Consider the following 26,335-nt stretch of genomic DNA (forward strand, 5'->3'; position numbering starts at 1 on the left):
GGGTGTCCGGTTCGCTGGCAAGCCAGCTCCTACAGGTTATGTGTCGGTCACAGGTTTTGCGGAGCATGCACAAACCACTGTAGGAGCCGGCTTGCCGGCGAAGGCGGTGTGTCTGATGTACCGGGGTGTCCGGTTCGCTGGCAAGCCAGCTCCTGCAGGTTGTGTGTCGGTCACAGGTTCTGCGGAGCATGCACAACCCACTGTAGGAGCCGGCTTGCCGGCGAAGGCGGTGTGTCTGATGTACCGGGGTGTCCGGTTCGCTGGCAAGCCAGCTCCTACAGTGTGATCGGCGCTGAGGTGATGGTCCATTGCGGGTCCAGCGGTCCGATCATTTCCAGCAGGCGTTTGTAGCCGGTGCGCACGATGCGCCATTCGCCGTCGATCCTGGCGTAGCGGTCCTCGTAGATCGCGCTGCCGTTGAGCAGGGTCTGTTTGTCGAGGTTGATGAACACGTCATTGAGGTACCACAGCCCCGTGGCCTGGTCACCGTTGACCTCGATTTCCGGGGTGTGGCCGTTGTGCATGCCGAAACGGCGGTGGGTGAAGTTGCTGCGGTAGAACTCGATGGCCTCTTCCAGTCCGTTCAGTTCGAGCTGGTACGTCGGGCTTTGAAAGCGGATCTGTACCTCGGGTGCGAGGACATTGCGCAGAAGTTCGAGATTGCAGGTATCGATGCCGCGGAAATAGCGGGCTTTGAGTTGTTTGATCTGTTCGATGGCAACAAGGTCGAGCATGTCAGTAATCTCCAGGAATAGGACGGCGGCCACGGGGTGTCGGTGTGGCCGCCGAAGAACAGCGACGTTGTTGGGCCTAGCAGGGCAGGTAATGACCGCCGTTGACGTCCAGTTGCGCACCGGTGATCACCCTGGCGAAGTCACTTGCCAGATACAGGGCGGCCATCGCGCAATCACTGTCTTCGGGGATCTTGCGCAGTGGAATCTGCTGCGCGACCTGGTCGACCAGCGACTCCATGCTCACCCCCAGGCGCCGCGATTCGCTCTCGAAGTGGCCGATCACCGGCGCCCCCCACATCCAGCCCATGAAGGTCGAGTTGACGCGGATACCGTACGGACCAAGATCCTGGGCCAGATACTGCACGGCGGTTTTCAACGCGCCTTTGGACACGGCGTAACCGGATTCCAGCTGGTTGGGGGTGCGGGTGGCCATGGTGTTGATCATGACAATGCTGCCCGAGCGCTGCTTCTTCATCTGCGGCACGACGGCCTGGGTCATGTTCATGGTGCCGAACAGGTTGACGTCCATTGCGCTGCGCCAGTCGCTCATGGACGACTCGGAAGAACTGCCCCAGGCGCCATGGGCGTAGGCGGAGTTGATCAGTACATCGATCCGGCCGAAGTGTTCAAGGGTCAGATCGGCAAGGGTCTGGCACTGCTCGACTTGCGCAATGTCGGTGGGGACCTTGAGGATTGGCGTGTCGTAGCCGGCGTCGCGAATCGCTTGCTCGGCCAGGTCCAGCTTCGACGGCGTGCGCGCGGCCAGCACCACGGCGCGGGCCTGATACTCGGCGGCGCGCACGGCCAGCTTGATTCCGAGGCCCGGGCCGATTCCGGAAATAATCACGACTTTATCGTTGAGCAACATGGCAATTACCTTCTTATTGTTATGTCAGAAAAAAGCGCGGGGTCAGCCGCGACTGGCGTGCAGCGTTTCGGCACGCCGCTTGAGGTCCAGGGCCATCTGGTCGAAACCGGTTTTCACCCAGGCACCGTGTTCACGCATGATCGTGTCCTGGTTCAGGCCGAGGAAAATATCGGTGGTGAAATAACGGCAACGGTTGGCATCGATGGCCGTGATGTACTGGTCGCGGCGGGCGGCATCCATGTTTTCCGGAACCGGACGCTGCTCCCAGGACAACAGCTGCTCGGGGTCGCAGGCCACCAGGTATTCGAATACCGGGACGGTTTCGCCGGTATCGGGAGTGAGGACCTGCATGTGCACCTCGTCGCCGATCTGCAGGCCGCAGCGGATGCTCGGGCAGAAGCTGTTCCATTGGTGGTAGTTGTCCAGATCGACCAGTACCTCCCAGACCACCCGCGCAGGGGCGTTAATTTCCACGGTATGGGAGGTCACTATGTTTTCTGCTCTGGCCATGACGTTCTCCTTCGGTGCATTCAGTTGATGGGGCGAGAGGTGATCTGCAGCTGTTCGCTCAACGGCTGGACCGTCTCGAGCAGGGTTTCGTAGCCCGTCTGGGCGATCATCCAGCGCTCGCCGCGCTTGACGTAGCGATCCTGGTAGATCGCACTGCCATGCATATGGGTGTTGTCGTCGAGGTTGATGAACACGTAGCTCAGGTACCAGAGAGCAGTTGCCTGGTCGCCATCGACCTCGATTTCCGGGGTGTGGCCGTTGTGGGTCGCCAGCCGGGTCCTGGTGAATGAACTGCGGTAGAAGTCCAGGGCATCGTTCAGGCCGTTGACCTGGAACTGGTAGGCCGGACTGGTGAACGACAGGGCGATGTCTTCGGTGAGCATCCCTTCGAGCATCGCGATATTGCAGGTGTCGATGGCACGGAAGTACCGCGCCTTGAGCTGTTTGATCAGCTCGATGGCTTGCAGGTCCAACATGGCAAATCTCCTTGGGCACTCAGGCACTGAGCTGGTATTCGCTGGTGAGGATGCAGTCGATCTTCGCGAAGTCGATGAACTGGCGGGTGGATTCGTACATGGCCTGCTGGCGCTGCGCGCATTTTTCCGGGTCGCCCAGGGCGGCGAAAAATCCTTGCGGATTGCCGATGGCCTCGGGCGGGAAGTATTCTTCGACGATCGCGTGCAGCAGTGGCGCACCGAAGGTCAGCGCACGCACCACGGTGTTCTGCCGGTAGCCGAAGATCGACTGCAGCGCATAGGCCTTGGGCCCGTGTCCATCGCGCCAAATGGCGTACCACTGCTCGTAATTCAAGCCATCGGGCTTGTGCAGCAGCGCCACTTGATTCATCCCCGGGGTGCGTTCGCCCAGCGCCACCTGGTAGTGCTCGGCGCGGGGCCGGCGCTGTTCGGGATAAGGCTCGGACTCCAGCACCAGATAGGCTTCCAGGCGGTTGGTCAGGGGTGTGACCAGGGCCTTGATCGTCGGCCATTGCGAAGCACTGTCCAGCCACACCGAGAGCACTCCGTCCAGGGGCACGGCGCTGTTGGTGATGCGCTGTTTCGCCGCGTCGGCCACGGCTTCATCGACCACCATCACGCGGCTGCTGCGCGCGCCGGCGCTGGCCAGTTCGTCGCGCAAGCCGAGCAGGGCCTGGCGCCATTGCTGCGGGCTGTGCTGCGGCGGTCGCCATAAGGTCAGCATGAGTTTTTCCATGAATCCTCCGGCTCGCGATCAGGGGTGGGCGTTCAAGTGACGGGCGCGATATTCGCGGTAGTCCTCGATCATCTGCGCCTGGGTCAGGCCGAAACGCTCCAGGCTGTAGTCGTGGCTGGCACGTTTTTCCCGGCTGTTCTGCGCCAGCCAGGCTTGCGCGGCGGCGCGGGCCTGTTCGGTAAACGGCAGATGGGCGAAGGCATAGACCTGCTCCAGCACCTGCAGCGGCTGCTGCACGGTGTCGGCGAAGTGGATGTCGAGAAAACGCTCGGGCCCATGCTGCTCGCGCACCTGCAGGGTGTGGCGCATGCCCCGTGCCATGCGCGTGTTCCACTGTGCGCCGGCGGCTTTCGGGTCGGGGTTGTCGCTGTACATCTGCCACAGGGTGTGGGCCATGCTGGCCATCGATGGGATGGTCTGGGCCGGTTCGCGGTGGGTCAGAATCACCTGTGCCCTGGGGAACTGCTGCAGCAGCAGATCGAGGGTGTGCAGATGCTGGGGCGCCTTGAGCAACCAGCGTTGTCCCGCCGGCTCACCCCGTTGCTGTTTCTGCCACTGGAGGAACTGCAACATCTTTTTAAGCTGGCTGTAGACCGGCCGCTGATCCTGTCGGTCCAGCCAGCGGGTATAGCTGGGTACGTTGACGTAGGCGTCCATGGCGCACATGAAGGAATGCTCCATGAGCATGAACTCTTCATCGCAGAGCATGGCATCGAGTGGATGAATCGCGAGGATCTGCGGAATCACCTCGGCCATCAGCTCGACCTCGGCCCGGGCCTGGGCAATCCGTTTGATCGGCGCATCCAGCGCTTCGCCCGCCAGCGGTGCCGGAAAGCGGGTTTCCCACCAGGCGGCGCTGTAGAAGCGCGGATCGACCGCCAGGGTGCGCTGGAGCATGGTGGTACCGGTGCGCGGCAGGCCGACGATGACCAGTGGATCGTCGATTTCGATCCGGGCAATCTCCGGATAGCGGCGCAGGTAGTCCTCCATCACCAGGCGATTGACCAGTTGCCCGATCAGCCGCTCTTCCAGCAACTGCAGGCCGGTCGGCGACAGTCCGGCGTCGCTGGCCAGGGCGTCGAGCAGTGCCTGCAGCGAGGCACGGTAGTCGTCATCGCCGAAATGGCTGAGACCGTTGGTTCGGGCGATGGCGCTGGCCAGCAGCCGGTCGACCGTCAGCTCTTCAATACGGGTGAGGGCGTTCATAGGGCCTCCGCCACGGCAGCGACGTGGATGACGCGAGTGCTCGGGTGGCATTGCTCCTCGGCGCCGACCCAGCGCAGGCACAGCGTGCCCTGGCGGATGCCGGCGGTTTGCAGCCAGTTGCCGACCCCCGGATCCCGTTCACTGAGGACCAGGGTCACGCCGCCCTTGTCGTCGTAGCGCGCCTGGTGCTTGTTGACGCAGATCTGGTGGTAGCGGTAGTCCAGGGATTCCATCCAGTAATTGTTGATCTGCAGGTTCCAGAAGTCGCAGTCCGGCACTTTGTCGATGTGGATGACCAGTGCCTGGTCCTCGGCCAGCGCCCAGTGCGAGTGGTAGTAGAAAATATTCGGATCGCCGCCCACCGATTGGCAGAGCGCCTGGTTGGCCGGGGGCAGTTGGTTGCTGTGGGGCAGGTAACTTTGGCTCCAGTCGGCGAACAGCCGGGCGGTGTTCTCGACGAAACTGGAGACCCGCGCCAGGCCTTGCTGGAAGGTCGCCGGGTCGAGGGCCGCGGGTTTGCAGTCGCTGCCGATGCGCTCGATGCTCAGGCTGGCCGGCACTTCGCTGCGCCGATCGAGAAAGGTCTGGCGGACGATCAAGGCATTGGTCGCGTCCTCCATTTTCAGCCAGTTGCCGGCTTGCGGTTGGCGGCTGAGGATGATTTCAAAGTTGCCCTGGTCATCGACCTGCAACTGGCTGGCGTCGATGAAGCCGGTCTGGATCAGCGTGCCGTCGGTTTCATAGCCGCCTTTCTGGGTGCCGAAGCTCAGGTACGCAACACTGCCGCGCTGGCCTTTGATGCGGTACTCCAGGGTGCCGTCGAGGCGCGAGTACTCATAGAGGTTGTCCGGGTTGTCGGCACCGATTTTCGCGGTCTCGTGGGAGGTCTTGAAGAAACTCGGGAAGGCCGGGTCGGCAAACTCGATGTGCATCTCCAGGCCGATACGCAGCAGGCGCGTGAGGTAGCGGAAGCCTTCGGCGCGGGTGGCTGCATCGGCGGGGGCTTCGGGGCGCAGGATCTGCTCGCCGCAGCGCTTGAGGTGATCGCAGAAAGTGGCCCAGGTCTGGCCACTCACCAGCTGTTGCGGGTCAATAGAGCTGATTGTCATTGTTGTACTCTCTTGATGGGGCGAATGCCCGGCGGACCGGGCGTCGGGGCTAGAAGTCCTTGGCGATGAAGCCGCGCTCGATGAGCACCTCGATGATCCGGTCCACCGCACCTTCGGCGGTCAGCTTGGTGGTCTGGATGTGGATGTCCGGCTTGCCTGGCACCTCATACGGCGAGTCGATACCGGTGAAGTTTTTCAGCTCGCCACGCCGGACTTTCTTGTACAGGCCCTTGGGGTCGCGTTCCTCGGCCACGGCCAGCGGCGTGTCGACGAAGATCTCGATGAACTCGCCGTCCTGCAGCAGACCGCGGGCCATCTCGCGCTCGGAGCGGAACGGCGAGATAAAGGCGGTCAGCACGATCAGCCCGGCATCGACGAACAACTTCGACACCTCGGCGACTCGGCGGATGTTCTCCACGCGGTCGGCATCGGTGAAGCCCAGGTCGCGGTTCAAGCCATGACGCACGTTGTCGCCGTCGAGCAGGTAGGTATGCCGGCCGCGGGCGTACAGGCGGGTCTCCAGCAGGTTGGCGATGGCCGATTTGCCGGCACCCGACAGGCCGGTGAACCACAGCAGCACCGGTTGCTGGCCCATCTGTTCGGCGCGGGCCTTCTTGTTCACATCCACGTGCTGCATGTGGATGTTCTGCGAGCGGCGCAGCGAGAACTCCACCAGGCCGGCGCCGACCGTGGCGTTGCTCAGGCGGTCGATGAGGATGAAGCTGCCGGTCTCGCGGTTGTCCTGGTAGGGATCGAACGCAATCGGCTGGCTGGAGAACAGGTTGCACACGCCGATCTCGTTCAACGCCAGCTCCTTGGCCGCCAGGTGCTCCAGGGTGTTGACGTTGATCTTGTACTTGGGCACCGCCAGGGTCACCGGCAAGGTCTTGCCGCCGATTTTCATCAGGTAGGGACGACCGGCGAGCATCGGCTGCTCGTGCAGCCAGATCAGGCTGACCTGGAACTGGTCGGCGACGCTGGCTGGCTCTTCGGCAGTGGACAGCACGTCGCCCCGGCTGCAATCGACCTCGTCGGTCAGGGTCAGGGTGATGGACTGGCCAGCCACCGCTTGTTGCAGGTCGCCGTCGAGGGTCACGATGCGCGAGATACGGCTCTCTTGCCCGGCCGGCAGCACCCGTACCCGGTCGCCTGGGCGGACCACGCCGCTGGCGATGGTGCCGGTGAAGCCACGGAAATCCAGGTTGGGCCGGTTGACCCACTGCACCGGCATGCGGAACGCCAGTTTCTGCTGGCGGGCCTCGTCGATCTCGACGGTTTCCAGGTAGCCCATCAGCGTGGTACCGCGGTACCAGGGCATGTGCTCGCTCTGTTCGGTGATGTTCTCGCCACGCAGCGCCGACATCGGAATCGCCGTGACGTCCTCCAGATGAATCTGTTTGGCGAAGGCGCGGTAGTCGTCGACGATGGTGTTGAAGACTTTTTCCGAGTACTCCATCAAGTCCATTTTGTTGACGGCCAGGACCACCTTGCGGATGCCGATCAGCGAGGCCAGGTAGCTGTGTCGCCGGGACTGGGTGAGCACGCCGCGGCGGGCGTCGATCATCACCACCGCGACGTCGGCGGTGGAGGCACCGGTGACCATGTTGCGGGTGTACTGCTCATGGCCCGGGGTGTCGGCGACGATGAACTTGCGTTGTTCGGTGGAGAAAAAACGGTAGGCGACGTCGATGGTAATGCCCTGTTCGCGCTCGGCGGCCAGGCCATCCACCAGCAGCGCGAAGTCCAGGTCGCCACCCTGGGTGCCGTCCTTTTTCGAGTCGGCCTCCAACGCTTGCATCTGGTCCTCGAAGAGCATTTTCGAATCGTAGAGCAGGCGCCCGATCAACGTGCTCTTGCCGTCGTCGACACTGCCGCAGGTGATGAAGCGCAACAGGCTCTTGTGCTCGTGGGCCTTGAGGTATTGGCCGATGTCCTCGGCAATCAGGTTGGAAACGTGTGCCATCAGAAATACCCCTCTTGTTTTTTCTTCTCCATCGACGCGCTCGAATCGTGGTCGATCATTCGCCCCTGGCGCTCGGACGTTCGGGTCAGGAGCATTTCCTGAATGATCTTGGGCAGGGTGTCGGCTTCGGATTCGACGGCGCCGGTGAGCGGGTAGCAGCCCAGGGTGCGGAAGCGCACGTTGCGGATCATCGGTACTTCACCGGGGTTCAGCGGCATGCGTTCGTCATCGACCATGATCAGCATGCCGTCACGCTCGACCACCGGGCGCGGCGCGGCGAAATACAGCGGCACGATCGGGATGTTTTCCAGGTAGATGTATTGCCAGATGTCCAACTCGGTCCAGTTCGACAAAGGAAACACACGGATCGACTCACCCTTGTGTTTACGGGTGTTGTACAGGTGCCAGAGCTCCGGGCGCTGGTTCTTCGGGTCCCAGCGGTGCTGGTCGGAGCGGAAGGAGAAGACGCGTTCCTTGGCCCGGGATTTCTCTTCGTCGCGTCGTGCGCCGCCGAAGGCAGCGTCGAAACCATAGTGATCGAGTGCCTGTTTCAGGCCCTCGGTTTTCATGATGTCGGTGTGGATCTGCGAGCCGTGCTTGAACGGGCTGATGCCCATTTCGAGGCCGTCGGGGTTGGTGTGGGTCAGCAGGTCGACGTTGAGCTTGGCGACCATCTGATCGCGGAAGCGATACATCTCCTGGAATTTCCAGGTGGTGTCGACGTGCAGCAACGGGAAGGGCGGCTTGGCCGGGTAGAAGGCCTTCATGGCCAGGTGCAGCATCACCGCGCTGTCCTTGCCGATGGAGTAGAGCATGACCGGGTTGTCGGCTTCGGCGACCACCTCGCGCATGGCCTGGATGCTCTCGGCCTCCAGTCGTTGCAGATGGGTTAGCGTCATGAATTTTCCTCTCGCTTTTTGTTGTTGTCGGTGGTCAACGTACAACCGCGGCGAGTCGGACTTTTGCGCGAGTTGATGTTTTAACATCTGGCGCAACATCTGCAGCATGGGGTCGTGGGGCAGGGCCGGGATCGCTGTGGAGGGCGGGTTGTCAGGGGCCTGGTGCGCGGCGTGCTGGCTGATCTGGGTCGCCAGTTCGCGGGCACCGCTGAGCATCGCGCTGGCTTCGGGCAGGTGGAACAGCTGCAGGCGTTCGGCGTGTTCGCCGGCCCAACTGATGAAGCTCGCGGCGCGTTGCCAGTGCATGCCCGAGAGCAGGGCAAACACCTTGCGTTCGGCCGAGCGCGAGAGGCGCTCGAAGAACCCTTGCAGGTGCGGCGCGCGCAAGCTGTCTTCGTAAGGCAGCCAGAGCACCTTGCCGCGATTGCTCACTGCACGCAGGACGCCATGACTGAGTTTTCCCTGCTCGTTGCGCGCGCCGTAGTCGTCGATCCAGTGGATCTCGCCATTGTGCGTGCGCGCCTGTTCGAGGATGTCGCGGTAGGTGCTGCGCAACCATCGCTGCACCGCCGGTGAAGCATTGGCGATGCGTTTGCCCGGGCGTTCGGCATTCAACTGCCAGCGTTGCAGGTAATGGGCGGCGGTGCGTTCCGGCAAGTCGATACCGTGCAGATGCTTGACCAGCGCCTGCATCGCTTCCAGGTGCCAGAGCAGGAAGGGCAGTTGGTGTTGCTCCGGCGGTGTGCTGACCAGTAACTGATAGATCTGCTGTTCCTGCTCGGCGCTCAGGCTGCGGCCCTCACCGGGCTTGCGTCCGCGCTCGCGCACCGGCACAGCCGACCAGCCGCCAGCTTGCCAGGCTTTGTAGGCCGAAATGATGGTCGGCGAGGAAAGCCCGGTGTCCTGGCTGATGGCCTTGAGGGTCTTGCCGGCGATGCGCAGTTGCACGGCACGCAGGCGCAGGTGGTTGATCTGGGACACCGATAACGGATTGCCGTGGGACACGGGAGCTCCTGTTAAACATCCATTTGCGCAGTGGCGGGGGGGGTGGATGCCGGTACTGTTGCCGGTACCGCAAAAACGCGCATAGGCCGAACGGACCATGTGCCGAACAAAAACAGGAGAGGTTTGATGAATGAGTCAATGAGTGTGCTGCTGGAACAGGTCATCGCGATTGCTCGCCAGGCGGGCGAGTTGGTGATGGAGGTCTACGGTTCGGATTTCGCGGTGCGCGGCAAGCTCGATGCCTCGCCGGTAACCGAGGCCGATGAGCGGGCCGAGGCGTTGATCCTGCAGGCGCTGGCGCAGATCACGCCGATGATTCCGGTGATTTCCGAGGAGGCCGCCGCGGCCGGCCAAGTGCCTGAAGTCGGCCGGCGTTTCTGGCTGGTGGACCCGTTGGACGGCACCCGCGAGTTCATCAAGCGCAATGGCGAGTTCACCGTCAATATCGCCCTGATCGATAACGCCGAGCCGGTGCTGGGGGTGGTGCTGGCGCCAGCGCTGCAGCGCTTGTTCGCCGGTGCCCGAGGCTGTGGCGCCTTTATCGAACAGGCCGGGCAACGCCAGCCCATCCATTGCCGCACCGTGTCGGCAGAGGGCCTGGACGTGGTCGCCAGCCGTTCCCATGGCGATGCCGAGGCACTGGATAAATTCCTCGGCGGGCGCAAGGTACGCTCACTGAAAAGTGCCGGCTCATCGCTGAAAATCTGCCTGGTGGCGTGCGGCGAAGCGGACCTGTATCCGCGCCTCGGGCGTACCATGGAGTGGGATATTGCCGCCGGGCACGGGGTGTTGCTCGCGGCCGGAGGACAGATTCGCACCCTGGAGGGTGAGGTGCTGGGTTATGGCAAGGCTGGGCTGGATAACCCGCATTTTTATGCGCATGGCTTGTATTTGCAGGAGCTGTAGGCGCTGGCTTGTCGGGACGCCGCATCGCAGCGAACCAGACGCCTCGGTACGTCAGGGGCAACGCCTTCGCCGGCAAGCCGGCTCCTACAGTGGGTTTGGGTCGCTCGCAGATTCTGTGGTGCTTGCACAACCCCCTGTAGGAGCCAGCTTGCTGGCGAAAAACGTCAACGACAACGCGGATTGTCTGGGTGTACGCGGTGTCTGGGCAACCATCGCGAGCAGGCTCGCTCCTACAGTGGTTTTTGGGTCGGTCACAGGTTCTGCGGGGCATGCACAACCCCCTGTAGGAGCCAGCTTGCTGGCGAAAAACGTCAACGATAACGCGGATTGTCTGGATGTACGCGGTGTCTGGGCGACCATCGCGAGCGGGCTCGCTCCTACAGTGGGGATTGTGTCGGTCACAGATTCCGTGATGCTTGCACGATCCCTGTAGGAGCGAGCCTGCTCGCGAAAAACGTCAACGATTACGCGGGTTATCTGGGTGTACTCGGTGTCTGGGCAACCATCCCGAGCAGCGGAGCGCCATCCAGGTTTTACCGGGACAGATGCCCACTCAGGTCCCCGCTCATTTCCAGGTGTGAATAATCACGGAAACTGAAGCGCCAGATCCCGTCCACACACTCGAACTCATCCACATAGCGGCCGGCCGCAATAATCTGCAGCGGCAGGCTGTCAGTGGCCTGCAGCACCGTGTACGACGAACGCACGGTTGCCGTTTGTCCCGCCTGGTCAATCTCGATGATCGGGTTGCTGATGATGTGCTTGCTGCGCGGTGTGCCGCAGGGATACAGCTTCAGGCGCTGCTGCCAGATCCCCAGCAGGGCCTGGTGGTCGATAAACCCGTCATGGTTGTGCAACTTGATCCGCGCATGGCGGAACAGCTCGGCCGCGGCGACCAGTTGGCCGCTGTCCAGGTAGTCGGCATAGCGGTACAGCAGATTGCACAGCTCAATGGCGTTGTTGTTCATGAAGTCACCTCATAAAAAAGCCGCTGCGACCCGGGCAGGTGGCAGCGGCGCGATGGCTTGGAAGATCGATCAGGCAGTGACGCTGGCGTGGGCGTTGACCAGCGCCGCAGGCTGCCTGATCTGCTGCCGATAACGCGGCAGCGCCAGGGCCAGGAACACGCTGGCCAGCACCAGCATCGACACTGAGGCCGCCAGGGCATAGCGCAACGATTCACTGCCCAGGGTCGGAACGAAGAAGTCGCTGAGCATGCCGACGAACAGCGGGCCGACGCCGACGCCGAGCAAGGTCATGGCCATCACGAAAATCGCCGTGGCCTGGGCCAGGCGGGTCGCCGGGAACAGGTGGGTGATCGCGCTCAGGCACGGTGTCGCCCACCACACGCCGAAGAAGCCGAAGGCGCTGTAGAACAGGAAAGCTTGCGGCACCGCGGTGCTGCCGATATAGAACGCCGTGCCCTGGGGCCAGAGGAAGTAGGCGAGGGCGAACGGAATGCTGATCAGCGTGCCCAGCAGCGGTACGCCGATCTGCCAGCCGGCATCGCGCCGGGCCATGCGGTCGGTGAGTACGCCGCAGACCAGGGTGCCGATGGTCGAGCCGGTGCCACCGACCACACCCACCAGAAAGCCGGCCTGCTGCAGGTTGAGGCCGTGGGAGCGGATCAGAAAGCTCGGGCTCCAGGTGCCGATGGCGTAGCCGGCAATCGCCGCCGCGCCGCCGGTGAGCACCAGCCAGATGAACGAGGGCATGCGAAACAGCTCGACCAGGGTCGCCAGCCAGCCGTCCCCAGCCGCCACCGAATTGCTCACCGGCACCACCGTCTTGGGTGCGCGCACCGTCAGCAACAGCAGCAAGCCAAGGAAAATCCCCGGCGCGCCGATCAGCAAGAAGGCGTAGCGCCAACCGTGGTGCTGGGCGATCCAGCCACCGAGGCCGAGGCCGACAATCGCTCCCAGGCTGGAGCCGAGCATCAGGAACGCCAGCGCCGTGGAGCGGCGGTTGGCCGGGTACAGGTCCGAGACCATCGCCACCGACGGCGCCGTGCCGCCGGCCTCGCCAACCGCCACGCCGATGCGCGCCAGCAGCAGGGTCAGGAAGTTGCCGGCCATGCCGCAGAGCATGGTCATCAGGCTCCAGGCGATGCAGCTGAAGGCGATCACCGGCTTGCGCCCGACCCGATCCGACAGGCGCCCCAGCGGGAAACCGAAGACGGTATAGAACACCGCGAACGTCACCCCCGACAGCAGGCCGATACCGGTGTCGGAAATACCGAATTCAAGCTTCACCGGCTCGATCAGGATCGCCATCAACTGGCGGTCGATGTAATTGAACACATAGATGCTGGCGAGCACGAACAACGCGTAGTGCGTGCGCCATGTCACGGGGGGGGATTGGTTCACTGCGGGTGCTCCGGTTCTTGTTCTGGTGGTCGCGATGCTCGGTCGCCTGCGGTTTATTTTCATCGTCCATTCAGACCATTTTCGGCAGGTGGGGCCAACCGCCCGACACCATAGCCGACCTAGTCTTGTCGGACGATGTTTCGTGTCTGCCCAGCGTCAATCATTGCGCTCATCTTCGCTGGCGTGGCGAGTCCACGACAGCCTGCAAACAATAAGAAGCTGAGGAATTGCAATGAGCGTCTTGTTCGAGCCGGTCACCCTGGGTGAGCTGCAACTGGCCAACCGCATTGTCATGGCGCCCATGACCCGCAGCCGGGCCCTGGCCGATGCCGTTCCCGGCAGCGACATGGTCGAGTACTACCGCCAGCGCGCTAGCGCCGGGTTGATCGTCGCCGAGGGCACCGCGCCCTCCGCCAGTGGCCTGGGCTACTGCCGCACGCCGGCGATCTACAGCGTCGAACAGATGGCCGGCTGGCAACGGGTGACGGACGCGGTGCACGCCGAGGGCGGGAGCATTGTCCTGCAACTGATGCACGTCGGCCGTGCCGCCAGCCGCCACAACAAACCGCAAGGCGCGGCCACTGTGGCGCCGTCGGCACTGCGCGCACGGACCCAGGTGTTCAGCGACAGCCACGGCCTGGTGGATACCGACGAGCCCGAGGCGTTGAGCCTGCAGGGCATCCAAGAGGTCATCGAGGACTATCGCCAGGCCGCTTTGAACGCACGCCTGGCCGGTTTCGACGGGGTCGAGTTGCACTGCACCAGCGGCTACCTGCCGATGCAGTTCATGGCCTCGGGCAGCAATCAGCGCAACGATGAATATGGCGGCGATGCCCAGGGCCGGGTGCGCTTTGCCCAGCACGTGATCGAGGCCATGGCCAGCGCCATCGGTGCCGGACGCGTGGGCTTTCGCCAGTGCCCGGGCAACCCCTACAACGACATCGACGACCAGGACCCGGCCGCCACGGCTGCAGCCTTGTGTCAGGCAGTGGCGCACTTGCCCCTGGCCTACCTGCACATCATGCGTTCGCCGCTGGAGGGCCTCGATGCCTTTGCCCTGGCGCGTCAGCACAGCCCGCAACAACTGATTCTGAATGACGGTTTCGACGGTCCTTCGGCCAGCGCCGCCCTCGCGTCGGGCGAGGGGGCTGCCGTGTCGTTCGGTCGTCACTTTATTGCCAACCCGGACCTGGTGGAGCGCCTGCGCCATGGCCTGGCGCTCAGCCGCTTCGATCGCAAGACCCTGTACACCCCGGGCGCCGCCGGCTACTCGGACTACCCCGTCAGCCAGGAGCGTGCGTAATGAACCAGCAGCAATTACCCATCGGCCTGGTGAGTCATCCGGTCCCGCGCGAACACACTCAGGCGTTGCTCGACCAGCGCTCGGCCGCCGCCGGGCTGATCAAGCCCCGCGACCTCTACACCCTGGCCGATCGCCTCGAACAACAGGCCCTGGAGCAGGGCGAGCGGCCCCTGCTGATCTACGGCGAGCAGACCCTGAGCTACGCCGAGGTCGATGCGCGGGCCAATCAGATGGCTCACACCTTCTACGCCAACGGCCTGCGCGCTGGTGATGTCTGCGCCCTGGCCATGGAAAACCGTCCCGAGTTTTTCTGCAGCTGGTTCGGCCTGGTCAAGCTCGGGGTGGTGGTGGCGTTCATCAACACCCAGGTCAGCGGCAAGCCGTTGCTGCATGCGCTGCAGACCACCGAGGCCAAGGCCTTGCTGGTGGGCGAAGAGTGCCTGGCCAATATCCAGGCCACCGAGGGCATGCCGCAGCTGCCGTGCTGGCTGATTCGCGACAGTGAAAATCCCTGGAGCGGCGCTTTGCCCAAGGGTGTCGACGGGCATTTCGACAGCCGCCTTGCGCAAGCCCCGCGCACGGCGTTCCCGCGCGAAATTCGGGCGCACATCGAAGCGCAAACGCCGACCCTGCTGATTTTTACCTCGGGCACCACCGGCCTGCCCAAGGCGGCGCGCTACAGCCACATGCGCTGGATGTCCTCGGGTGACGTCATGCACGTGACCCTCAATGTCACCCAGGACGACGTGTTCTATTGCTGCCTGCCGCTGTACCACGGCGCCGCCGCTACCTCGGTGACGTCCACCGCGCTGCGTGCCGGTGCGGCGATTGTCGTGCGGCGCAAGTTCAGCGTGCGCGAGTTCTGGATCGATGTGGCGCGCTATCGCATCAGCATCTTCCAGTACATCGGCGAGATCTGCCGCTATCTGCTCAACCAGCCGGTGCGCGACGGCGAGCGCGAGCACAGCCTACGTTGCATGCTCGGCGCCGGGCTCGCGCCGGAGACCTGGCAGCGCTGGCTGGAGCGCTTCGGGCCGATCCAGGTGTTTGAAGGCTGGGGCGCCACCGAGGCGAACGCCGCGGTGATCAACGTCGACAACTATTTCGGCTCCTGCGGACGGGTGCCGGACTGGAACAAGACCAATCTTCGCCTGGTGCGCTATGACGTCGAGAACGACTGCCACCCGCGAGACGAGCACGGCTTCTATCAAGTCTGCAACGTCGGCGAGGTCGGCGAGGCCATGGGCTTTATTGTCGATCACCCAGAGATCGGTGGCGGGCGTTTCGAGGGCTACACCTGCAGCGAAGCCACTGAAAGCAAGATCCGCCGCAACGTGTTCCGCGAGGGTGATGCCTACTGGAGTTCCGGCGATCTGCTGCGCCAGGATGCCGACGGCTACTGCTATTTCGTCGACCGCATCGGCGACACCTATCGCTGGAAAAGCGAGAACGTCTCGACCCAGGAAGTGGCCGACGGCCTCGGCGATCTGCCGGGCCTGGAACTGATTAACGTCTACGGCGTGCAGGTGCCGGGTCAGGAAGGCCGTGCCGGCATGGCTGCGGTGCTGATGCAGGCCGGCTGCGAGTTCGATCCGGCGGCGCTGTTCGAGCTGGCCGATGCCCGCCTGCCGCGCTACGCCGCACCGGTGTTCGTGCGGGTCACCCAGGCCGCCGACCTGACCGCCAGCTTCAAGCTGCGCAAGGTCGATCTGCAACGCCAGGGTTATTGCCCTAACCGTTGCGCCGACCCACTGTTCATCCGCGACGAAGCCGCGCGCAGCTACGTACCGTACTCGGCAGAGGCCCTGGCCCGTGCCGGCCTCGCGCCTTTCGCGGTGACTAGCGATGACTGAGCTCGACGCCAACGGCCATGAACTGCGCGACGGTCTGCGCTATCCCTGGGTGCAGCCGCCGGCGTCGGGCCAGGCACGAGAGGTCGCGCCGGGCGTGTGGTGGCTGCGCATGCCGCTGCCGTTTCGCCTCGACCACATCAACCTCTACCTGCTGCGCCACGGCGACGGTTGGGTGGCGGTGGACACCGGGATGAACACCGAGCAGAGCCGGGAGGTCTGGGACCGGGTGCTGACGGAAGTCTGTGGCGGCCTGCCGCTACGGGCGGTGGTCTGCACGCACTTTCATTCCGACCATGCCGGCGTCGCCGCCTGGCTCAGCGAGCGTTTCCAGTGCCCGGTGTACATGACCGTCAGCGAGTTCCAGTCGCTGCACGTGCGCTTTCCCGCCGATCAGCCGCCGGGCTGGGACTTTCTCGATTTCTACCGCAAGGCCGGGGTCAGCGACGCGGACAGCCGCGAGATGTTCGCGGTGATGAGCAACGCGCATTTCCTGCCGGCGCCGCTCAATCATTTCCGTCGCCTGCAAGAGGGCAGCCTGCTGCAGATCGGTGGCCGCACCTGGCAGGTGGTGATCGGCCGGGGTCATTCGCCGGAGCATGCCTGCCTGTATGCCGCCGCCGATGGCTTGCTGATCTCCGGCGACCAGGTGCTGCCGCGTATCACCTCGACCGTCGGCGTGCACGCCACCGAACCCCTGGCCGACCCGCTGCGCGACTGGCTGCAGTCGATCGAGCAGCTGCGCGCCTTGCCCGACAGCGTGCTGGTACTGCCGGCCCATGAGCGTCCGTTTTTCAATCTGCATCAGCGCCTGGATCAACTGGAGGCCCATCACCAGGGCCACCTGGCGCAAGTGCTGGCCAGCTGTGACGAGCCGCGCACCGTGCTCGAGCTGATGGCCGTGTTGTTTCCCAGGCTGTCAGGGCGTTTCGACGAACTGATGGCCCTTGGCGAAACGTTGGCCCATGCCAACTACCTGGTGGCCGAAGGGTCGCTGCAGCGTGAGGAGGACCGGGGGCTTTATCGCTACCGGTGCGCGGTAAGGGGAGCGCGCAAGGCTTCTGCGCTCAAGGTGTTTTGAGCCGGTTGCACGGCGCCAGTGTTGAACAGTCCAGGCAGCCACCCGGCTGCCGTTGAGGAGAGTCAGTGTGATCAACAACAACAAAAATAACTCCAGGGTCATCGTTTCAGGCGTGTTTCAGGTCAGCGGTATCGCGGCGGCCATGGCGCTGGCGTCGAGCCCGACCTGGGCCGGCGACACCCTTGAATTCGACAACGGCCTGACCATGGACTGGGCAGTGACCACCAGCTACGGCATCGGCGTACGTACCGCCGATCAAAGCCGTCGGCTGCTGTCGGTCAACGCTGACGATGGCAACCGCAACTTCGACCAGGGCGGGCTGACCACCAACCGTGTCGGCGCCCTCGGCGAGCTGATCCTGCGCAAGGACAACTACGGTGCAGTGGTGCGTGGCAGTACCTTCTACGACGACGTCTATCACCAGGAAAACGACAACGATTCGCCGTCCACGGTGAACAAGACCGGGCGCAACGACGAGTTCACCAGCGACACCCGCTACTACAGCGGTGGCCGTACCCGTCTGCTGGATGCCTATGTGTTCAGCGGCTGGCGTTTCGACAACGACACCATGCTCGACGTCAAGGCCGGCCGCCACATCGAGTCCTGGGGCGAGAGTTTGTATTACCCGGGCGTCAACGGCGTGCAGAACCCTTCCGACGCGGTCAAGGCGGCGCAGCCCGGGGTCGAGGTCAAGGAAGTGCTGTTGCCGGTGGGCCAGTTCTCCGGCTCGTTCCGCCTCAATCCGCAACTGACCTTCGGCGCCTACGTGCAGTACGAATGGAAGGGCACCGAACTGCCGCCGGTGGGCAGCTACCTGTCGAGCAGCGACGTGGTCGGCCCGGGTCGCGAGTTCATCTACGCCAACGGCCAGAAGATCGCCTATCGCGGTACCGATGACCCGAGCGACAGCGGCCAGTGGGGCGTGCAGGTGCGCTATCGTCCGGTGCCGGCCCTCGAGCTGTCGCTGTTCCACATCAACTATCACGACAAGAACCCGGCCACTGCGCTGGTCGGCTACAACCCGCTGCCGGTCGGTGGTGGCCTGCTGGCCCTGGCGTCCAACGGCTATCGGATCAAGTACTTCGAAGACATCAAGCTGACCGGTGTCAGCGCCTCGACCAAGATTGGTGATGTGCAGATCGGCGGCGAATGGTCGTACCGCGACGGCGTGCCGGTGATGGTCAATACCGGCCTCGGCGCGGTGCCGGCCAAGGGCAAGGGCCAGCAAATGCAGATGTCGGCGATGCGCATCCTCGGCGACCGCCCATGGGCCAGCCAGACCACCCTGACCGCCGAAATCATTCGCACCCAGGTGGACAGTGTCGAGGCGACCTCGGCGGCGCCGAATCTGCAGGGCCTCAACCTGCTGCCCTCGGTGGCCGGCCTGGTGGCGCCTTCCGATGACTACACCTTCAGCACCCCCAGTGGCTGGAAGACCAAATCCTCCAGCGCCTACACCGTCGGCGCCTCGTTCAGCTATCCCGGTGTGGCCCAGGGCTGGGACCTGGAAGTGCCATTCAGTTTTTCCAACGTGTTCAGCGGTGCCACGCCCATGGGCGGCAGCATCGCCGGGGTCGCCGGCGATCGCCGCCTGAGCGCCGGCACCACCTTCAAGTACCTGGGTAACCTGGAACTGGGCCTCAAGTACATCGCCTACCTCGGCGAACCGGACCCGATCAAGCGTCCCTTCGCCGACCGCGACTACGCCACCTTCTCGGCGAAATACAGCTTCTGATCGACCTTCGGGCCCGTGCTGCGTTGGCGGGCCCTCCAATCATTCTGTCATTGCCGCAGCCCGGCGCTGCGGCAGGGAGGCACCATGGGACTCAAAGGACACGCGGCCATTGTCGGCAGCGCGCAATACAAACCGGAAAAGTACGCCACCGCGCCGAAGATGTTCCATCTCGAGCAGGTCGCCGACCTCGCGGCCCAGGCCCTGCGTGATGCCGGGCTCAAGGCTTCGGACCTCGACGGGCTGGTGATCAATGGCCCGCACTTTCACGAAGCCTCGGTGTTCGTGCCGGCGATGGCCGCCGAATACCTGGGCCTGCGCCTGAACTTTGCCGAAGTGGTCGACCTCGGTGGTTGCACTTCAGTGGGCATGGTCTGGCGTGCCGCTGCGGCGATCGAACTGGGTCTGTGCCAGGCGGTGCTCTGTGTGATTCCGGCGCGCATGGCGCCGTTCGGTCCCGACGAAGACCCGAGCTGGATGGCCCGCTCGATGCGTTTTGGCGGGCACAGCACAGCCTTCGGCGCCCCCGAAGCGGAGTTCGACCTGCCGTACGGGCACATGGGCCAGAACACCGGTTACGCGATGATCGCCCAGCGCTACGCGGCGCAGTACGCCTACGACCAGCGGGCGATGGCGAAGATCGCCGTCGACCAGCGCACCAATGCCCTGGCCAACCCCCAGGCGATGTTCTACGGCCAGCCGCTGACCATCGAGCAGGTGCTGGCGAGCAAGATGGTCGCCGATCCGCTGCACGTCCTCGAGATCGTCATGCCGGTGGCCGGCGGCGCCGCGTTGATCATCACCAGCAAGGAAGTGGCGGCGCGGGCACGCAAGCGTCCGGCCTTTATTACCGGGTTCGGCGAGCACCTGGCGTTCAAGTCGCCGTCCTATGCCGAAGACATGCTCAACACCCCGATTGGCCCGGCCTCGCGCCAGGCCTTTGCCATGGCCGGGCTCAAGCCCAGGGACATGGATGCTGCGCAGATCTACGACTGCTACACCATCACCACCTTGCTGACCCTGGAAGATGCCGGATTCTGCGGCAAGGGCGAGGGCATGGCGTTCGTTCGCGAGCACGACCTGACCTGGCGTGGTGATTTCCCGATGAACACCCATGGCGGGCAATTGAGTTTCGGTCAGTCGGCCTCGGCCGGTGGCATGAGCCAGGTGATCGAGGCGGTGACGCAGATCGCCGGTACCGCCGGTGAACGCCAATTGGGTCGCTGCGACAGCGTCTACGTCTCCGGCACCGGCGGCGTGATGAGCGAGCAGGGCGCATTGATTCTTCAGGGAGCATAAGCACATGTCCAACAACAAACCGATGCCGGTCGCCACGCAGATTTCCGCTCCCTTCTGGGAAGGCCTGAAGGCGCGCCGCCTGTTGATCCAGCAATGCAATGCCTGCAATCACTGGAACTTCTACCCGCGCCGGCATTGCCCCAAATGCCTGGAACATGACCTGGCCTGGCGCGAAGTCGACGGCACTGCGACGCTCTACAGCTACACCGTGACGCGCATCGCCACCTTGCCGGACTTTATCGATGAGATGCCGCAGAAACTGGCGGTGGTCGAGTTGGCCGAGGGCGTGCGGATCAATACCAACCTGGTCGGTCTCGACGAGGATGAGATCAGGATCGGCATGGCGCTGCAGCCGGTGTTCGCCGAGGTGGATGCCAAGGGCAATCGACTGTTGCGCTTTACCGGGGTGGACCAGGATGCAGCCAGTCTTGAAGCGCTGTCGGGGCAGGACAGCGAGCCGGCACCGGTGGCAGCCGAGCAGTCGGCGGCGCGGCAGGTCGATATGAATGACGGCCCGGCGTTGCAGGCGTTGGTCAGCGAGCAGTACAGCGACTGGAGCAATGTGGTGGTGGTCGATCAGGCGCTGATCGATGCGTTTGCCCAGCTCTCGGGGGATGACTACTGGATCCACACCGACCCGGAACGCGCACGCCTGCAAAGCCCGTTCGGCGGCACCATCGCCCATGGCGCCCTGGTACAGGTGCTGCAGTCGCGGATGAAACTGGCACTGGGTTTCGAGATCAGCGGCTTCACCACCCAGATCAACTACGGCTCCGACCGCCTGCGCTTCCCGGCACCAGTGCCGGCCGGCTCGCGCATCCACTCGCGGGCGCGGGTGAAGAAAGTTGAAGTGCTGCCGCGGGGCACCCAGCTGACCCTGGAGTTGAATATCCATGTGGTCGGGCAGGATCGGCCGTCGGTGATCAATGATCTGGTGATCCTGTATATCGCGTGATCCTGCGGGTTATCCCGGATTCTGTAACCGCCCCCAATCCCTGTAGGAGCTGGCTTGCCAGCGAAAAAACCTGAGGGCGCCGCGTACATTCAGACAGCGCGCGCCATTGTTGACGTTTTTCGCGAGCGAGCTCGCTCCTACAGGGGAGCCGGGTACACCCCGGATTCCCTGACCGCCCGCGATCCCCGTAGGAGCTGGCTTGTCGGGTCGCCGCATCGCAGCGAAGGCGGAGTGTCAGGCGAAGCAGTTGTTAAATGTGCCGGCCTCTTCGCTGGCAAGCCAGCTCCTACAGGTTTCGGGTCCATTCCGACACACGCCCTTTGCATAAGCCATTTGGACGATGTGCCCCCCCGGCCTTGCGCCGACTATCACAGCACAGGCATGCCCTAGCGCTTGCCCTGGCGCCTGACAAGAACAAGAGGATTTGGCCCTATGACTTGCCCCCTGCACGCGTGCCCAGCACAGGAGCGTCGCCCATGCGCTCGGTGATCGGTTACATCGTCTGCCTGATGGTCGCCCTGACCATTGGCTACACCTTTTCCCCGAAAGCCCCGCCCCAGGCCGAAGTGTTGGCCATGCGTCCGGATCGGGTGCAGATCAATGGCCTGCTCAATCTCGGCGCACGGGTGGTGGCGGTGGGCGAGCGCGGCAGCATTCTGCTCAGTGACGACCAGGGTGTCAGTTGGCAGCCGGCCAGCGTCGCCACCCAACGCAACGCCACCTTGACCGCCGTGGTCGCCCTCGACGCCAAGCGCTTGCTGGCGGTCGGGCATGATGGCTGGATCCTGCGTTCCGAAGACGCCGGCAGCAGTTGGCGCGAGATCCGCTACGACAGCGACCTCGGCGAGCCACTGCTGGGCATCTGGAGCGCCGGTGGCGACAACGTCATGGCCTTCGGCAGTTTCGGCAAGTTCTACCAATCGCTGGACGCCGGGCAAAGCTGGACCGCGCTGCCCCTGGACATCGACAGCGCCCACTTGAACAGCATGGCCGGTGGCGACGATGGCCGACGCATGCTGGTGGGCGAACAGGGCCTGGTCTTGCGCACCACGGACGCCGGCCAGCATTGGCAGACGTTGCCGGCGTTCTACAGCGGCTCGCTGTTCGGCATCGTGCGCCTGAGTGCCACTGACTGGGTGACCTACGGCATGCGCGGGCATGTCTTCGTCAGCCACGACTTTGGCGACAGCTGGACGCCAATCAATGTCGGCAACCAACTGCCGCTGTACGGCCATGCACTGCTGCCCGATCACTCGGGCCTGGTGATTGTCGGCGCCGGCAGTTCCGTGGTGCGACTCAACGCCAAAGGTGCGCTGGTGGGTGTCGAGCGCCTGGCCGGGCTCGGCACCTTGACCTCGGTGACGGTGGTGGGCTCGCGCCTGCTGGTCGGCGGTGAGCGCGGCGTATTGCAGGGAACAGGTGGCAGCGTGGCTGCCCGAGTGGCTACTCAGGCCACCCAGTGAAGGAGAAACGGGCAATGAATCAAGGCAAACACTGGGTGACGCGCAGCGTCGATACCTGCGCCGATTACCTGATGGCCTGGCGCAAGGGGCTGCTGTTGCTGTTCGTCCTGGTGACCCTGGGCCTGGGCTACAGCGCCACCCACACGCAACTGGACCCGGGCTTCAACAAGCAGATTCCGGTGCGCCATGACTACATGATCAATTTCCTCAAGTTCAGCCGCTACTTCACCGGCGCCAACCGATTCTTGGTCAGCGTGCGCTGGAAAGGCGAGGGCGACATCTACAACGCCGAGTACCTGGAGACCCTGCGCAAGGTCACCGACGACGTGTTTTTCATCTCCGGGGTCAGCCGCCCCAGCGTGACGTCGCTGTTCACCGCCAACGTGCGTTACATCGAGATCACCGAGGAAGGGTTCTTCGGCGACGTGGTGGTGCCGCCGCGTTTCAGCGGCACTCCTGAAGACCTGGCGCAGGTGCGCAGCAACACCGCCGCCTCGGGCCAGGTCGGACGCCTGGTCGCCAACGACCTCAAGTCGGCGATGGTGCGTGCCGACCTGCAGGACATCGACCCCAAGACCGGCCAGGCAGTGTCCTATGTCGACATCGCCAAGCGCCTGGAGGAGATCCGCGGCAAGTACAACAGTGACGACATCGAGATCAACATCGTCGGCTTCGCCAAGCTGGTGGGCGATGTGGTTGAAGGGTTGAACACGGTGATCGGCTTCTTCGTGGTCGCCTTCGTCATCACCGGTCTGCTGCTGTGGTTGTACTCGCGTTCGCTGCGCCTGACCGTGGTCGCGCTGGTGGTTGCGCTGCTGCCGGTGGTCTGGCTGCTCGGGTTGTTGCCACTGCTGGGCCTGGGTATCGACCCGATGTCGATCCTGGTGCCGTTCCTGATTTTCTCCATCGGTGTGTCCCACGCGGTGCAGATGACCAACGCCTGGAAGCAGGATGTGCTGGCCGGCAATTCGTCGCGGCAGGCGGCACGTTCGGCGTTCTGCAAAATCTTCATTCCCGGTTCCCTGGCGTTGTTGATGAACGCCCTGGGTTTCGCGGTGATCATGCTGATCGATATTCCCATCGTCCATGAACTGGGGGTCACGGCCTGCATCGGCGTGATGCTGATGATCATCACCAACAAGCTGATGCTGCCGATCATCATTTCTTATCTGCGCCTGGAACCCGGCCTGTTGCGCCGTGCGCAGGCCAAGCCCCAGGGCCGGCATCGCCTGTGGTGGCGGCTGTCGGCACTGGCCGAGCCGGGGCCGGCGCTGGGGGTGTTTGCCATCAGCCTGTTGTTGCTGGTGGCCGGGGCCTGGAAAGCCCGCGACCTTGCCGTGGGCGATATCGGTGCCGGTGCGCCGGAGTTGCGTGCCGATTCACGCTACAACCTGGACAATGCGAAGATCATCGGCAGCTATTCGATCGGCCTCGACGTGATGTCGGTGTTCGTCCAGGTCAAGGGCGTCGACGAAGGTTGCCTGTCGCCGGCGGTGATGCGTGCGGTGGAGGCCTTCGATTTCCGCATGCGCACCGTGGCTGGCGTGCAGTCGATCCAGAGCGTGGCGGACATGGGCAAGCGGGTGATTGCCGGCAACAACGAAGGCAACCCGCGCTGGGCCGCAATCCCCGGTTCACCCCGGGGCCTGAGCCAGGGCGCACGGGCCTATGTGCCGGATGACGGGCTGGTCACCGACGGTTGCCAGCAGATGCAGATCCTGGTGTTCCTCGCCGATCACGAAGGCAGCACGGTCAGCCATGCGATTGCCGAGGCCAAGCGGATCATTGCCGAAGTCAGCTCGCCCGAGGTGGAATTTCTCCTCGCCGGCGGCAACGTCGGGGTGATGGCGGCCTCCAACGAAGCGGTGAAGCGCGCCGAGGTCATCATGCTCGGGGCGCTATTCGGATCAGTGGCGCTGTTTTGCTGGCTGACCTTCTTGTCGATCCGCGCGGTGCTGTGCATTCTGGTGCCGCTGGCGATTGTCGCGATCCTCTGCAACGCCCTGATGACCCTGCTGGGAATCGGCCTCAAGGTCGCGACCTTGCCGGTGATGGCGCTGGGTGTGGGGGTGGGGGTCGACTACGGGATTTACCTGTACGAACGGATCCAGCACGAAATGCTGCGCGGCGCGAACCTGCGCGAAGCCTTCTACGAAGCCATGTGTCAGCGCGGGACGGCCGCGGTGTTTACCGCCGTGACCATGTCCATCGGCGTCTGCACCTGGGCCTTTGCGCCGCTGAAGTTCCAGGCCGACATGGGCGTGCTGCTGTCGTTCATGTTCCTGGTCAATGTGTTGGGGGCGATTTTCCTGCTGCCGGCGCTGGCCGCCTGGTTCAACCGCGGACGGCCGTTGGTGACCCAGCGCGAGCGTGCAGCGGCGCCGGCACAGGGGCATTTTCCGCTGAAAAACAGTCCGGCGGCGCGGGACTGAAGGTCACTGAAAATAAACCGCGCAGCCTCTTGTGGACTGCGCGGGTGCTGGAGAAACTGGGGCCGGTCCCGTAGCGGGCCACCCCGGCAAGATGCGACTTGAGAGGGGTGCCCCGAGCGCCCCCGGGTCGAAATTATAAAAATAATAAGGGGAAGGCCATGTCCTTGCCCGTGCGAGGTAAAGGCTATGCAGAATGCGCTCTTGACCCATGAAGCCCTGGCGAGTGTCGGCCTGGACCTCACGCGCTACAACGAGTTGGTGGGGGAGATCTACGACGGTGCGCTGGAACCCAAGCGCATGGCGCATGCCCTGCGCAGTTTTCTCAAGCTGTTCGACGCCAATTTCGTCACCCTGATCCTGCGGGTGCCGGACCAGCCTGATACCGGCTTGATGATCATCGTCGGCGAGATCGAAGGCGCCGGTGAAATCAACTACATGACCTACCCGCAGACCAATTCGCCGTTCGGCAACCAGCCGCTGGACCAGGTGTTCACGGTGGACGACATCATGACCGCCGCGCAGTGGGAGCAGCACGGCTACTTCAAGACTTTCTGCGGCCCCCATGACGTGTACCACCTGATGGGCGCCGATATCTCCACCCCGGACGGCGGCAAACTGCGCTTTCGCATGACCCGGCCCAAGCGCTTGCCGAACTTCAACGGCCATGAGCGGGCACTCTGCGCCAGCTTCCTGCCGCACCTGCGCCGTGCCTCGCAACTGCATAACCTGCTGGATCGCAGCGAGTCCCTCGGCGAGTTGTACTCCCAGGCCATCAGTCGCCTGTCGGTGGCGACCCTGGTGCTAGACGAGAGCGGCAGCGTGCTGCAGAGCAACCCGGTGGCCGAGGAAATCCTCGCCCGCTCCGACGGCCTGAAGCTGGTGGGCGGGCGCCTCGAGGCGACCTATCCGAGCGACAACCGCGAACTGCAACGGCTGATTCGCAGCGCCTTCGACCCGGATGCGCCAAAAGGAGCCGACGCGATGTCGGTGACTCGGCCTTCGGGCCTGGTCAACCTGGGGGTGGTGGTCGAATCGATTCCCAGCCTCGACTGGGCCGAAGAGAAGGGCCAGCCGGCCGCGCTGGTGTACATCCGCGATGCGTCGAGCAAATCCCTGGCCAGCGAAGTGGTGACCAAGCAGCTGTTCAACCTGACTCGCGCTGAAACCGCGCTGGCCATGGAACTGGCCAACGGTTTGTCGCTGGAGGAGGCCGCCGAGGTCCTCAACATCCGTCGCAATACGGCGCGGGCGCATCTGCGTTCGATTTTCTCGAAGACCGGTGTGCGCCGCCAGACCGAGCTGGTGCGGATCATGCTCAACAGCGTGGTGGCCCTGGGCAAACCCAAGCTGGCGTTGAAGGTGGTGGATAAAATCAAGGTGCCGCCGCCCAAGCTGGCGGTACCGGTCTACCGCCAGGCCTGATCCTGCCTGTCCGGCGCCGG

Annotated in this window: 21 protein-coding genes; 10 read left to right on the forward strand and 11 right to left on the reverse strand. The window is 63.8% G+C overall.

Features of this window, described 5'->3' with window-relative positions:
* Positions 1-275: 275 nt before the first annotated feature.
* The 9 genes from ACZYR5_RS20430 to cysD form a co-directional block, all read right to left on the reverse strand.
* The gene (locus ACZYR5_RS20430; protein WP_489091253.1) at positions 276-734 is read right to left on the reverse strand and encodes a nuclear transport factor 2 family protein; all 459 of its coding nucleotides are present in this window, start codon (positions 732-734) and stop codon (positions 276-278) included.
* A 76-nt stretch (positions 735-810) separates the two neighbouring features.
* Complete coding sequence (locus ACZYR5_RS20435) at positions 811-1,602, reverse strand: SDR family oxidoreductase (protein WP_489091254.1); 792 nt, start codon at positions 1,600-1,602, stop codon at positions 811-813.
* Positions 1,603-1,644: 42 nt separating this feature from the next.
* A complete protein-coding gene (locus tag ACZYR5_RS20440; protein WP_489091255.1) occupies positions 1,645-2,112 on the reverse strand; it encodes an SRPBCC domain-containing protein in 468 nt (155 codons plus the stop codon).
* A 20-nt stretch (positions 2,113-2,132) separates the two neighbouring features.
* Complete coding sequence (locus ACZYR5_RS20445) at positions 2,133-2,588, reverse strand: nuclear transport factor 2 family protein (RefSeq protein ID WP_489091256.1); 456 nt, start codon at positions 2,586-2,588, stop codon at positions 2,133-2,135.
* A 19-nt stretch (positions 2,589-2,607) separates the two neighbouring features.
* Positions 2,608-3,312, reverse strand: a complete 705-nt coding sequence (locus ACZYR5_RS20450; RefSeq protein ID WP_489091257.1) for an EthD domain-containing protein — start codon at positions 3,310-3,312, stop codon at positions 2,608-2,610.
* Between the two features lie 30 nt (positions 3,313-3,342).
* On the reverse strand, positions 3,343-4,530 hold the full coding sequence (locus ACZYR5_RS20455) for a sulfotransferase family protein (protein WP_489091258.1): 1,188 nt from the start codon (positions 4,528-4,530) through the stop codon (positions 3,343-3,345).
* Positions 4,527-5,639: a DUF1214 domain-containing protein gene (locus tag ACZYR5_RS20460; RefSeq protein ID WP_489091259.1), complete on the reverse strand. Its 1,113-nt coding sequence runs from the start codon at positions 5,637-5,639 to the stop codon at positions 4,527-4,529. Before ACZYR5_RS20460 ends, ACZYR5_RS20455 begins: the two co-directional genes overlap by 4 nt.
* A 49-nt stretch (positions 5,640-5,688) precedes the next feature.
* Complete coding sequence (cysN, locus tag ACZYR5_RS20465; RefSeq protein ID WP_489091260.1) at positions 5,689-7,602, reverse strand: sulfate adenylyltransferase subunit CysN; 1,914 nt, start codon at positions 7,600-7,602, stop codon at positions 5,689-5,691.
* Positions 7,602-9,605, reverse strand: a complete 2,004-nt coding sequence (cysD, locus tag ACZYR5_RS20470; protein WP_489091261.1) for a sulfate adenylyltransferase subunit CysD — start codon at positions 9,603-9,605, stop codon at positions 7,602-7,604. Before cysD ends, cysN begins: the two co-directional genes overlap by 1 nt.
* 27 nt (positions 9,606-9,632) lie before the next feature.
* Here cysD and cysQ point away from each other — a divergent pair, with 27 nt between their 5' ends.
* Positions 9,633-10,412, forward strand: coding sequence for a 3'(2'),5'-bisphosphate nucleotidase CysQ (gene cysQ, locus ACZYR5_RS20475; RefSeq protein ID WP_489091262.1), 780 nt, complete (start codon positions 9,633-9,635; stop codon positions 10,410-10,412).
* A 533-nt stretch (positions 10,413-10,945) separates the two neighbouring features.
* On the opposite strand, the gene ACZYR5_RS20480 is transcribed toward cysQ, so the two are convergent.
* Together ACZYR5_RS20480 and ACZYR5_RS20485 are read right to left on the reverse strand one after the other, a co-directional pair.
* A complete protein-coding gene (locus ACZYR5_RS20480) occupies positions 10,946-11,380 on the reverse strand; it encodes a nuclear transport factor 2 family protein (protein ID WP_489091263.1) in 435 nt (144 codons plus the stop codon).
* 69 nt (positions 11,381-11,449) lie between these two features.
* The gene (locus ACZYR5_RS20485) at positions 11,450-12,778 is read right to left on the reverse strand and encodes a spinster family MFS transporter (RefSeq protein WP_489091264.1); all 1,329 of its coding nucleotides are present in this window, start codon (positions 12,776-12,778) and stop codon (positions 11,450-11,452) included.
* Between the two features lie 232 nt (positions 12,779-13,010).
* Here ACZYR5_RS20485 and ACZYR5_RS20490 point away from each other — a divergent pair, with 232 nt between their 5' ends.
* The 9 genes from ACZYR5_RS20490 to ACZYR5_RS20530 all read left to right on the forward strand — a co-directional run bounded on the left by ACZYR5_RS20490 (position 13,011) and on the right by ACZYR5_RS20530 (position 26,315).
* Positions 13,011-14,081 carry an alkene reductase gene (locus ACZYR5_RS20490; protein WP_489091265.1) on the forward strand — a complete coding sequence of 357 codons (1,071 nt, stop codon included), beginning with the start codon at positions 13,011-13,013 and terminating at the stop codon, positions 14,079-14,081.
* Positions 14,081-15,934 carry a long-chain-acyl-CoA synthetase gene (locus ACZYR5_RS20495; protein ID WP_489091266.1) on the forward strand — a complete coding sequence of 618 codons (1,854 nt, stop codon included), beginning with the start codon at positions 14,081-14,083 and terminating at the stop codon, positions 15,932-15,934. Before ACZYR5_RS20490 ends, ACZYR5_RS20495 begins: the two co-directional genes overlap by 1 nt.
* Positions 15,927-17,012 carry an MBL fold metallo-hydrolase gene (locus tag ACZYR5_RS20500; RefSeq protein WP_489091267.1) on the forward strand — a complete coding sequence of 362 codons (1,086 nt, stop codon included), beginning with the start codon at positions 15,927-15,929 and terminating at the stop codon, positions 17,010-17,012. Before ACZYR5_RS20495 ends, ACZYR5_RS20500 begins: the two co-directional genes overlap by 8 nt.
* A 67-nt stretch (positions 17,013-17,079) precedes the next feature.
* Complete coding sequence (locus ACZYR5_RS20505; RefSeq protein ID WP_489091268.1) at positions 17,080-18,747, forward strand: DUF1302 domain-containing protein; 1,668 nt, start codon at positions 17,080-17,082, stop codon at positions 18,745-18,747.
* An 84-nt stretch (positions 18,748-18,831) separates the two neighbouring features.
* Positions 18,832-20,043: a thiolase family protein gene (locus ACZYR5_RS20510; protein WP_489091269.1), complete on the forward strand. Its 1,212-nt coding sequence runs from the start codon at positions 18,832-18,834 to the stop codon at positions 20,041-20,043.
* A 4-nt stretch (positions 20,044-20,047) separates the two neighbouring features.
* Positions 20,048-20,998: a bifunctional OB-fold nucleic acid binding domain-containing protein/MaoC family dehydratase gene (locus ACZYR5_RS20515; RefSeq protein ID WP_489091270.1), complete on the forward strand. Its 951-nt coding sequence runs from the start codon at positions 20,048-20,050 to the stop codon at positions 20,996-20,998.
* Positions 20,999-21,474: 476 nt separating this feature from the next.
* Complete coding sequence (locus tag ACZYR5_RS20520; protein ID WP_489091271.1) at positions 21,475-22,461, forward strand: WD40/YVTN/BNR-like repeat-containing protein; 987 nt, start codon at positions 21,475-21,477, stop codon at positions 22,459-22,461.
* A 14-nt stretch (positions 22,462-22,475) separates the two neighbouring features.
* A complete protein-coding gene (locus ACZYR5_RS20525; RefSeq protein ID WP_489091272.1) occupies positions 22,476-24,893 on the forward strand; it encodes an efflux RND transporter permease subunit in 2,418 nt (805 codons plus the stop codon).
* A 186-nt stretch (positions 24,894-25,079) separates the two neighbouring features.
* A complete protein-coding gene (locus tag ACZYR5_RS20530) occupies positions 25,080-26,315 on the forward strand; it encodes a helix-turn-helix transcriptional regulator (RefSeq protein ID WP_489091273.1) in 1,236 nt (411 codons plus the stop codon).
* Positions 26,316-26,335: the final 20 nt, after the last annotated feature.

This window comes from Pseudomonas sp. F007 (assembly GCF_057814275.1).